General features: G+C 59.6%; 8 protein-coding genes. 5 read left to right on the forward strand and 3 right to left on the reverse strand.

Features of this window, described 5'->3' with window-relative positions:
- Positions 1-16: 16 nt before the first annotated feature.
- Positions 17-256, reverse strand: coding sequence for a hypothetical protein (locus AO068_RS12595; protein WP_227449374.1), 240 nt, complete (start codon positions 254-256; stop codon positions 17-19).
- On the opposite strand from AO068_RS12595, the gene AO068_RS12600 reads away from it, so the two are divergent.
- On the forward strand, positions 243-5,075 hold the full coding sequence (locus AO068_RS12600; protein WP_058408523.1) for a M10 family metallopeptidase C-terminal domain-containing protein: 4,833 nt from the start codon (positions 243-245) through the stop codon (positions 5,073-5,075). The genes AO068_RS12595 and AO068_RS12600 overlap by 14 nt on opposite strands.
- 302 nt (positions 5,076-5,377) lie before the next feature.
- Here the strand turns inward: AO068_RS12600 and AO068_RS12605 are convergent, their stop codons facing one another.
- Positions 5,378-5,692: a hypothetical protein gene (locus tag AO068_RS12605; protein WP_005743256.1), complete on the reverse strand. Its 315-nt coding sequence runs from the start codon at positions 5,690-5,692 to the stop codon at positions 5,378-5,380.
- Between the two features lie 67 nt (positions 5,693-5,759).
- On the opposite strand from AO068_RS12605, the gene AO068_RS12610 reads away from it, so the two are divergent.
- The 4 genes from AO068_RS12610 (at position 5,760) to AO068_RS12625 (ending at position 10,122) form a co-directional block, all read left to right on the forward strand.
- Positions 5,760-6,683 carry a LysR family transcriptional regulator gene (locus AO068_RS12610; RefSeq protein ID WP_058408524.1) on the forward strand — a complete coding sequence of 308 codons (924 nt, stop codon included), beginning with the start codon at positions 5,760-5,762 and terminating at the stop codon, positions 6,681-6,683.
- 13 nt (positions 6,684-6,696) lie between these two features.
- Complete coding sequence (locus AO068_RS12615; RefSeq protein WP_058408525.1) at positions 6,697-7,485, forward strand: alpha/beta fold hydrolase; 789 nt, start codon at positions 6,697-6,699, stop codon at positions 7,483-7,485.
- 138 nt (positions 7,486-7,623) lie between these two features.
- Positions 7,624-8,187, forward strand: coding sequence for a peptidylprolyl isomerase (locus AO068_RS12620; protein WP_058408526.1), 564 nt, complete (start codon positions 7,624-7,626; stop codon positions 8,185-8,187).
- Between the two features lie 102 nt (positions 8,188-8,289).
- A complete protein-coding gene (locus AO068_RS12625; RefSeq protein ID WP_005732280.1) occupies positions 8,290-10,122 on the forward strand; it encodes an ABC transporter ATP-binding protein in 1,833 nt (610 codons plus the stop codon).
- Between the two features lie 260 nt (positions 10,123-10,382).
- On the opposite strand, the gene AO068_RS12630 is transcribed toward AO068_RS12625, so the two are convergent.
- Positions 10,383-11,510: a GNAT family N-acetyltransferase gene (locus AO068_RS12630; protein WP_058408527.1), complete on the reverse strand. Its 1,128-nt coding sequence runs from the start codon at positions 11,508-11,510 to the stop codon at positions 10,383-10,385.
- Between the last annotated feature and the right edge of the window lie 38 nt (positions 11,511-11,548).

Raw genomic sequence — 11,548 nt, forward strand, 5'->3', positions numbered from 1 at the left:
GACCATAGCGGCTGCGTCACTCACTGTCCACTCGACGACCGCCGCTTTTTGACGCCAACCCGTCGCCGCGCCCCGCGTTACCCGTCACAAATATGACAGCCGCATTATTGACGCACATGTCGTCGGTTTCGACGAAAATATAGCCCATATCAAGCAACTTTTCCTGAACAAAAGGTCTTATCATCCGGACGCTGCAATATTGACTAAATTCATCCACATTCGTCGCCGCCTGGAGTAACACCATGATATTCAACACAAAAGACTTCGGAGCAGTGGGCGACGGCGTCACTGACGATACGGCCGCCATTCAGGCAACTATTGATGCGGCTGCAGCGGCGGGTGGTGGGGAAGTTGTGCTGGCAGCCGGGACCTACATTGTCTCCGGTGGCGAGGAGCCTTCCGACGGCTGCCTGATGCTCAAAAGCAACGTGACCCTGTCGGGCGCGGGCATGGGCGAGACAGTCATCAAGCTTGCGGATGGCTCGGACACAAAGGTCACCGGCATCGTGCGTTCCGCCTACGGCGAAGAGACCCACGACTTCGGCATGAAAAATCTGACACTGGACGGTAACCGTGACGCCACCACCGGCAAGGTGGACGGCTGGTTCAACGGTTACATTCCAGGCTCTGACGGCAAGGATTCGAACGTTACGCTCGACAGCGTCGAGATCAAGGACTGCTCGGGCTACGGCTTCGACCCGCACGAGCAGACCGTCAACATGGTCATCAAAAACAGCGTGTCGCATGGCAACGGCCTGGACGGCTTCGTGGCCGATTACCTGAGCGACAGCGTGTTTGAAAACAACGTTGCGTATAACAACGATCGTCACGGCTTCAACGTGGTGACCAGCACTCACGATTTCACCCTGAGCAACAACGTTGCCTACGGCAATGGCAGCACCGGCATCGTGGTGCAGCGCGGCAGTGAAAACATCCCCTCGCCTGCCAATATCACCATCACTGGCGGCGCGGTCTATGGCAACGGTGCCGAAGGCGTGCTGATCAAGCTGTCCAGTCAGGTATCTGTCAGTGGCCTGGACATTCACGACAACGGCAATGCCGGTGTACGCATCTACGGCAGTTCCGGGGTGGATGTTTTTGATAACACCCTGAGCAACAACTCCCTCGGCGCCCCGGTGCCGGAGATTATCATCCAGTCTTACGACGACACCTCGGGCGTTTCCGGCAAGTATTTCAACGGCAGCGACAACCTGATCCGCGGCAACACGATCACCGGCAGCGACAACTCCACCTACGGCGTTGCCGAGCGCAATGAAGATGGCACCGATCGCAACAGCATCGTCGGCAACACCATCAGCCATACCAGCAAAGGGCTGACCCTGGTGTATGGCGATGGCAGCTTTGCGGGCGATGCGTTCCCGCTGGTGACCGTCAATGGCACCGAGGCCAACGACGTCATCAACGGTGGCGCGGCCCACGAAATGATCTTCGGCCTGGCGGGCAAGGACACCTTGAACGGCGGTGCGGGTGACGACATCCTGATTGGCGGTGCGGGAGCCGACAAGCTCACCGGCGGCGCGGGTGCCGATACCTTTCGCTTCGATCAACTGACCGACAGCTATCGCACGGCGACCACCAGCGCCACCGATCTGGTCACTGACTTCGACGTCAGCCAGGACCGCATCGACCTGTCAAACCTGGGCTTCAGCGGGCTGGGCAGCGGCAAGGGCGGCACGCTTAACATCAGCTACAACGCCACACTCGACCGCACTTACGTCAAATCACTCGACGCCGATGCCAGCGGCAACCGATTCGAGCTGGGCCTGAGCGGCAACCTGAAAGACACGCTCAATGCCAGCCATTTCATCTTCCAGCGGGTCGTGGAAGGCACTGCGGGCGGCGATACGCTGACCGGCACTGACGGCAATGACGTGATCAACGGTAACGCCGGCACGGACCGTATCGATGGCGGCGCGGGCGCAGACACGATCACCGGTGGAGCCGATGCCGACACCCTGACCGGTGGAGCGGGCGCGGACCTGTTCATCTACAACTCGCGTCTGGACAGCTATCGCAATTACACCGCCAGCGGCACCAAGCAGAGCGACACGATCACCGACTTCAACCCGGCCGAAGACCGCATCGATCTGTCCAGCATCGGCCTGCGCGGCCTGGGCGATGGCAGCGCCAACACCATTTACCTGTCCGTCAATGCCGACGGCAGCAAGACCTACATCAAGACCGATGCGGTCGACAGCACAGGCAATCGCTTCGAGATCGCCTTGCAAGGCAACCTGGCCGACAAACTGAGTGCGTCCAACTTCATCTTCTCTACAGCCTCAGCCGCCAATCAGGCACCAGTGCTCAATACGCCGCTGATGGACCAGAACGTCACCGAGCTGAAAGCATTCTCCTACGCAGTACAGCCGGGCAGCTTCAGCGACCCGGACAGCAACACGCTGACCTACAGCGCGACCCTGGCCGATAACAGCGCCCTGCCCGAATGGTTGAAGTTCGACAGCAAGACCCTGACCTTCAGCGGCACACCGGGCGGCACGGCATCGGGGCTTTATTCGGTATTGCTGACCGCGAGCGACGCCACCGGCGCTTCGGTGGCCGACAGTTTTGCCATCAATGTGGGCAACGTGACGCCGGGGACCCTCACCGGCACCGAGAACGCCGAGGCACTGTATGGCACCGAAGGCAACGACACGATTCTGGGCCTGGGCGGTGACGACACGCTGCGCGGCGATACCGGCGCCGACATCATCAACGGTGGCGCAGGACGCGACGCCCTTTACGGAGGAGCCGATGCCGACACGTTCGTCTACAGCGCCCTGACCGACAGCTACCGCGATTACGACGCTGGCGGGCTGACCGCCACCGACACGATCTATGACTTCACCCCCGGCCAGGACAAGATAGACGTCTCCGCCTTGGGCTTTCTGGGGCTGGGCAACGGCGAAGATCACACGCTGTACATGACCCTCAACGAAACGGGCGACAAGACTTACATCAAGTCCGCCACGGCGGATGCCGACGGCAATCGCTTCGAAATCGCCCTGAGCGGCAACCTGATTAACACCCTGACCGATGCGGACTTTGTGTTCGGCCAGCGCGAGGCGCAGGAGATTCTCTATCTGCCGACGCTGGGCCAGTCCAACGCGCGCCTGCTGCGCATGACCGAAGACGACAACCAGTCCGGCACCTCGGAAATGGTCAAGGACCTGACCCGCTACACCGATTATGACGTGCGTAGCCAGTTCACCGACGCCAACGGTGATGGCATCGACCTGGCCGTAGGCGGCAGCACCGTGGTCGGCTACTCGACCGGCACGCAGGAAGAACAGCGTGTTTCGTGGTGGCTGGTGGATACCGATCAGCCAGGCCCTGCGCTGCTGCGTGCGACCGAACTGCTCAAATCGCAACTGGCGTCGCTGACGGCTATCGATAAAGTGACCACCGGGATTATCTGGGGTCAGGGTGAAGAAGCCGCGCAGGAAATAGCCCGCGCCACGGACAAGCAGGCTGCAGCCGACCTGTACAAAGCCTCGACCCTGAAGGTGTTCGATTACCTGCACGCGCAGATCGGCGACTTCACCGTGTACATGGCCGAAACCGGCCACTATCAGACCGAAGCGGCCAAGGCGCGCGGCTACACCGAAGAAAAGATCAACGCTATTGTCGAGGGTGCCGGATACGTCAGAAACGCTCAGGAAGCCATCGCCAATGAGCGTGCCGACGTCAAGCTGGCAGTTGACTACACCGACCTGCCCTTGCGTTACGAGGTCAACCCGCTGGTCTACCCCGATGACGTCTGGCACTTGCACGAAGAGTCCGCCGAAATCGTCGGTCAGCGCCTGGCCGACTTCATTGCCGATGACTTGGGCTTTCGTGGCGATGCCAGCGACAACAACGACCCGGCCGCCATTTTCGAGGGTGGCCAGAACGAAGGCGGCAACATCTTCGGCACCAGTGACGACGACACCCTGGTGGGCAGCGCCGGCAATGACGTGCTGGATGGCGATCAGGGCGCAGATGACATGAGCGGCGGCGATGGCAACGATATCTACGTGGTCGACAACGCTTTCGACACCGTCACCGAAAGCAACGACTCGCCCTCGCAGGTCGACACCGTGGTGTCGTCTGTCAGCTGGACGCTGGGCGCAAACCTGGAAAATCTGGTGCTTACCGGCGTGTCTGCCATCAACGGCACCGGCAACGCCGTGAAGAACGTCATCATCGGCAATGCCAGCAACAACATTCTTGACGGTGCTGCAGGTGCTGACATGATGACCGGCGGCGATGGATCGGACAGTTATTACGTCGACGATGCCGCCGACCGGGTGGTCGAGACCAACGCAGATCAGCAGGTGGGCGGCATCGACACGGTGTTCAGTTCGCTGGCCAGCTACACGCTGGGGGCTAACCTGGAAAACATCGTCATCACCGGCACAGGGGCGGCGAACGCAACCGGTAACGCCCTTGATAACCTGATCTACGCAGGCGCTGGCGACAACGTCATGGACGGTCGTGATGGCAATGACACGGTGTCTTATCTGTTTGCCACGGCAGGCGTTACGGTTGCGCTGAACACCAGCGCTCAACAGGCCACCGGCGGCTCCGGGCTGGACACGCTCAAGGGTACAGAGAACCTGACCGGCAGCCTGTTTGCCGACACGTTGACCGGCAACAAAAACGCCAACGTCCTGAACGGCGGCAGTGGCAACGACACCTTGTCCGGTGGCGCGGGTGATGACGTGCTGATCGGCGGGTCAGGCGCTGATACGCTGATTGGCGGAACCGGTGCTGACCGTTACGTGTTCAACAACAGCAACGAGACAGGTCTGGGTGGCCTGCGCGATATCATCAACGGCTTTAAGGCAGCCGAAGGCGACAAGCTGGACTTCACAGGCTTCGATGCCCGACCGCTGACCGATACCCACGATGCGTTCGTGTTCATCGGCAACGCGGCGTTCAGCGCCAACAACACCGGCGAGCTTCGCTTTGCCGATGGGGTGCTGTACGGCAATCTCGATGACAACATCGGCGCGGACTTTGAAATCCAGCTGACCGGCGTGCAGAGTCTGCAAGCGGCCGATATCATCGTCTGATTACGCTGAGCGTATTGCACAAGTCCTGAGAGCTCGGAATGCCGAGTTTTCAGGCTTCTGCGCGAAGGGCGTGGGAGCGAAGCGGCGACGCTTCGCCTGTTCGCGAAGACGGTGTTTCAGCCGATGCATTTTCGGCGATCATACCAGCCCTTTCGCGAACAAGTTCGCTCCCACGGTCTCCGGCCAGAATTGCGTATAACGCAACGGGAACGCCGTTATAAAATCGATTTATCGATTAAAGACTTCAACACCCTCGCTCAACCCATCCATAAATTTGTTTTATCCATAAGAGCGCTCTACTCTCAGGCTGGCTGGCAGGTGAGCCTGATTCGCAACTTGATGATGCTGCGATTGAACGTGGATGAAGCGTCGACACTCTGACCTGCGCCAACCTGCACACGCCGGGTCCGCGGTGCCTCTGGCCCGTTGACGAACACCACCGAACATTTGGCGTCTACATCCCCGTAGTTGCTGACGGTGATTGACCCGATGTTGTGATAGACGTCGTGCGTCACATAATCAATCTTCACGCCCTGATACTGCTTTTCCACCTCGATGGGGTACGCGAAAGCTGTCACAGGCAACATGACCAGCAGTACACAGCACAGTCGATTCATTCGGCGATCTCCAAAGCGGGATTGTCAGAGTAGAACAAATAGCCAGCACATTAAGAGGAATTACAGCATGAAAGCGCCCCGCGTGACTCTCGACCAGTGGCGCACATTGCAAGCCGTAGTCGACCACGGTGGCTTTGCTCAGGCCGCCGAGGCGCTGCACCGGTCGCAATCATCAGTGAGTTACACCGTGGCACGCATGCAGGAACAACTCGGCGTGCCATTGTTACGCATCGACGGACGCAAGGCTGTGCTGACCGAGGCCGGTGGTGTACTGCTGCGCCGCTCACGGCAACTGGTCAAACAGGCCAGCCAACTGGAAGACCTCGCCCACCATATGGAACAGGGCTGGGAGGCAGAAGTGCGGCTGGTGATTGATGCGGCCTATCCTTCGGCACGCCTGGTCAGGGCGTTGACCGCATTCATGCCGCAAAGCCGCGGCTGCCGGGTGCGGTTGCGTGAAGAAGTGCTTTCGGGTGTCGAGGAAGTGTTGCTTGAAGGCGTCGCGGACCTGGCCATCAGCGGCTACAGCATTGCCGGGCATCTGGGCACCGAGATGAGCTCGGTCGAGTTCGTCGCCGTCGCGCATCCGGACCACGCCCTGCACCAGGCCAATCGCGAACTGACCTTTCAGGACCTGGAAAGCCAGTTGCAGGTGGTGATTCGCGATTCAGGCAGACAGCAACCGCGGGATTTCGGCTGGCTGGGCGCAGAGCAGCGCTGGACGGTCGGCAGCCTCGGTACAGCCGCCACCTTCGTCAGCAACGGCCTGGGTTTCGCCTGGCTGCCTCGCCACATGATCGAACGTGAACTGCGCGAGGGGCTGCTCAAGCCGCTGCGCCTGGACAAGGGCGGCAGCCGCAACCCGACCTTCTATCTTTACTCCAGCAAGGACAGGTCGCTGGGCCCGGCCACGCAGATTCTGATCGACCTGATCCGCACGTTCGACACCGCACCACTGACCACGGCACTCACTGCTCCCCAACACGCCTGACAGGAGTAGGCACATGGCTTTTTTCGAACACGACGACTGCTCGCTGCACTACGAAGAGTATGGCCGGGGCGAACCCGTCCTGTTGCTGCATGGCCTGGGTTCGAGCTGTCAGGACTGGGAATATCAGATCCCGGCACTGGCCAGGCAATACCGCGTCATCGTCATGGACATGCGTGGCCATGGTCGCTCGGACAAACCCTACGGGCGCTACAGCATTCAGGCCATGAGCAATGACGTGGAGGCGTTGATCGAACACCTTCATCTGGGTCCGGTACACCTGATCGGCCTGTCGATGGGCGGGATGATCGGCTTTCAGTTGGCGGTCGATCAACCGCACCTGCTCAAGAGCCTGTGCATCGTCAACAGCGCGCCACAGGTCAAGGTCAGAAGCGCAGGCGACCTTTGGCAATTAGCCAGACGCTGGACCCTGTCACGCATCGTCAGCATGCAGACCCTGGGCGAGGCGCTGGGCAAGCTGTTGTTTCCAAAGCCGGAACAGGCCGACCTGCGGCGCAAGATGGCCGAGCGTTGGGGCAAGAATGACAAGCGCGCCTATCTGGCCAGTTTCGATGCCATTGTCGGCTGGGGCGTGGAAAACAAACTGGGGCGCATTACCTGCCCGACGCTGGTCATCGCGGCCGAACACGATTACACACCGGTCTCGCTCAAGGAGGCTTACGTCAAACGCCTGCCCAATGCGCGGCTGGTAGTCATCAACGACTCCCGGCATGCCACTCCACTGGACCAGCCCGAGCAATTCAATCGCACGCTGCTGGAATTCATGGCCAGCATCGGAGTCTGAAAACCTTGTGCAGCCCGTAGGTGCGCTGGCTGATTGCATGAAGCCGCGCAAACCCTCTAACACGCTGGGCAAAGAACGCCAAACGTGGTTACCTTGCCGGTCACAGTCGATATCTCTTACCGAAGGACCTGTTGCCACATGCTGAAAAAAATCGCCCTCACCGCCTGCTCCGTATTGTTCGCTGCCAACCTGATGGCTGCCCCGGATAAAGCCACGCACGTGGTACTCGATACCAGCTTCGGCCAGATTGAAATCGAGCTTGCGGACGCCAAGGCACCGGTCAGCACCCAGAACTTTCTGGGTTACGTCGACAGCGGCTTCTACAGCAACACCATTTTTCACCGTGTGATTCCGGGCTTCATGGTGCAAGGTGGCGGTTTCACCCAGCAGTTGGTTCAGAAGCCGACCAAGGACCCGATCAAGAACGAAGCACAGAATGGTCTGCACAACGTGCGTGGCACCATTGCCATGGCCCGTACTTCGGACGTTAACTCGGCCACCAGTCAATTCTTCATCAACACCAACGACAATGCCATGCTCGACAACGGCACACGTGACTTCGGTTACGCGGTGTTCGGTAAAGTCGTCAAGGGTATGGACGTGGTCGACAACATCGTCAACGCCCGCACCACTACTCAGAAAGGCATGGAAAACGTGCCAATCGACCCGATCCTGATCAAGTCCGCCAAACGCGTCAACTGATCGGGAAACCTGCACCGCATGGAGCCTTCGGGCTTCGTGCGGTCCGGACGGGAGAGCCTCCACTTATCAAGGAGAACCCACGTCGCGTGGGTGTGATAGCCAATGCTTTATCGTCGTTTCGAAAAACTGATCGATATCTTCAAAGACGCTCCTACACCTGCCCCGCCCAACACCGTCTTCGCGTTTTACATGTATTACCTGCGTCAGGTATGGCCGACGTTTCTCGCGCTTCTGGTCGTGGGACTGATCGGTGCGCTTATCGAGGTGTCGCTGTTCAACTACCTGAGCCGCATTATCGACCTGGCGCAAACCACGCCGCCCAAGGATTTTTTCAGCGTGCATGGCCCGGAACTGATCTGGATGGTGGTGGTAGCCCTGCTGCTGCGCCCGATCTTCGTCGGCCTGCACGACCTGCTGGTGCACCAGACTATCAGCCCCGGCATGACCAACCTTATCCGTTGGCAAAATCACAGCTACGTGCTCAAACAGAGCGTCAACTTCTTCCAGAACGATTTCGCCGGGCGTATCGCCCAGCGCATCATGCAGACCGGCAACTCGCTGCGCGACTCGGCGGTACAATCGGTGGATGCGCTGTGGCATGTACTGATCTACGCGATCAGCGCCATGGTGCTGTTCGCCGAGGCCGACTGGCGCCTGATGATCCCGCTGGGCACCTGGATCGTGGCGTTCATACTCTCGCTGATGTACTTCGTCCCCAGGGTCAAACAGCGCTCGGTGGAGTCGTCCGATGCGCGCTCCAGACTCATGGGCCGGATAGTCGACGGCTACACCAACATCACCACATTGAAACTGTTCGCGCACACCAATCATGAGCAGCAATATGCGCGTGAAGCGATGCGTGACCAGACCGAGAAAAGCCAGTTGGCTGGCCGTGTCGTCACGTCGATGGACACCACCATCACCACCATGAACGGCGTGCTGATTGTCACCACCACCGGGCTCGCCCTGTGGTTGTGGACCCAGTCGATGATCTCGGTGGGTGCCATCGCGCTGGCCACAGGCCTGGTGATTCGTATCGTCAATATGTCCGGCTGGATCATGTGGGTGGTCAATGGCATTTTCGAGAACATCGGCACCGTGCAGGACGGCCTGGAGAGCATCTCGCAGCCTGTCACAGTGAATGACCAGCCCGGCGCCCTGCCGCTGAAGATCGAAAACGGCGGCGTCCGGTTCGATGGCGTTGATTTCCATTACGGCAATGGCAACGGGATCATTCATAACCTCAATCTGGACATAAAACCGGGCGAGAAAATCGGTTTGATCGGGCCTTCAGGCGCAGGTAAGTCGACGCTGGTGAACCTGCTGCTGCGCATGTATGACGTTCAAGGCGGCAGGATCCTGATCGATGGTCAGGATATTTCTGAAATCACCCAGGAAAGCCTGCGTGCGCAGATCGGCATGATCACCCAGGACACGTCGCTGCTGCACCGTTCCATTCGCGAAAACCTGCTGTATGGCAATCCTGACGCCACTGACGAACAGCTCTGGGAATCGATCCGCAAGGCCCGTGCCGAAGAGTTCATCCCGCAGTTGTCGGACTCCGAAGGCCGTACCGGTTTTGATGCCCATGTGGGAGAGCGCGGCGTCAAGCTGTCTGGCGGCCAGCGCCAGCGTATCGCGATCACCCGTGTATTGCTCAAGGACGCGCCGATCCTGATCATGGATGAAGCCACCTCGGCACTTGACTCGGAAGTTGAGGCAGCCATTCAGGAAAGCCTGGAAACCTTGATGCAAGGCAAGACCGTCATCGCCATCGCGCACCGCCTGTCGACCATCGCCCGTATGGATCGTCTGGTGGTACTGGAAAAAGGCCAGATCGCCGAAACCGGCACCCACGCCGAACTGCTGGCCCGCGGCGGGCTGTATGCGCGGTTGTGGCAGCATCAGACGGGTGGGTTTGTAGGGGTGGATTGAAGATGGGCCTCTTCGCGAGCAAGCTCGCTCCCACAGGATCTTCAGAGGCCAGTGATCTACCCGCCGCCATTTATACCCATGACTATCGTGCCAATGCTCCGCGTTGGCATGCATTTCGTGACGCTCCGCGTCACAAGTCTGCGCCGCTCCGCACAATCAAGAGCGGACGCAGAGCGTCCAGAACTGCACTCCCACGCGGAGCGTGAGGAACGAGATTCAAGTCTCGCGCCGATGCTCCACGCGCGAAGGCCTATCCTCCGCTAGTCCGCCTGCCGGTACGGCAACGCACTCCTCGCCTCATCAGCATACGCCAGTACGCCGACGCGTTCCTGCTCGAGAAACTCGCTGACCGCGTCTTTCAACCCTGGGTGCATCAGGTAATGCCACGACCGGGTGATCTGCGGTTCGAAGCCGCGAATCAATTTATGCTCACCCTGAGCGCCTGCATCGAATCGTTGCAGGCCGTGGGCGATGGCGTAGTCCATGCCCTGATAGAAACAGGTCTCGAAATGCAGTCGGTCAAACTCAGCCAGACAGCCCCAGTAGCGCCCATAGAAACTGTCGTCGCCGATCAGGCTGAACGCCATCGCCACAGGCCTTGAGCCCTGCAAGGCGATGACCACGCGAATCGATTCGGGCATGCGCTCGGCCAGCAGGCTGAAGAATTCGCGTGTCAGGTATGGCGCCTGCCCGCGAATTTCGTAGGTGTTGGAATAGCAGGCATAGACGAAGTCCCACAGCACTTCGCTCATCTGCGCGCCTTCTAGCCATTCAAACTCGATGCCCTGCCCCGCTACCTGTTCACGCTCCTTGCGCATCTGCTTGCGCTTGCGCGAACTCAATGTGTCCAGAAAGTCCTGAAAGTCGCGGTAGCCCCGGTTATGCCAATGAAACTGACAACCAAAGCGCTGCAGCCAGCCCGGTTGCGACTCAAGCAAGACATCGGCAGCCGGGTCGGTGAAGTTCACATGGGCGCTCGACAGCCCCTCACTCTGCAGATAGGCCGGCAGCTCGCTGAGTAGCTCGATGCCGCCTTGAGGCGTTGCACTCAGAATGCGTGAGCCGCCGACCGGGCTGAACGGCACCGCTACCAACAGTTTGGGGTAATAGGCGATTCCAGCGCGGCGGCAAGCATCTGCCCAGGCGTGATCGAACACGTATTCGCCGTACGAGTGCCACTTCCGGTAGGCCGGCAATGCCGCAACCAGTTGATCGTTTTCGTAGTGCAGCACATGTTCGGCACGCCAACCGGAGCGTGGCCCGAGGCTGCCGCTGTCTTCCAGCGCGCTGAGAAAGGCATGCCGCAGGAACGGCTGATTGCCCGGCACCAGTGCGTCCCATTGAGCAGGCGCAACGGTGCTTAGGTTGTCGATAACGTGAACGGGCATGCAGATTCCCCGGATTGTCAGGCGTTATGGAGAGTATC

The organism is Pseudomonas sp. ICMP 3272, assembly GCF_001466905.1.
GTDB classification, from domain to species: domain Bacteria; phylum Pseudomonadota; class Gammaproteobacteria; order Pseudomonadales; family Pseudomonadaceae; genus Aquipseudomonas; species Aquipseudomonas amygdali.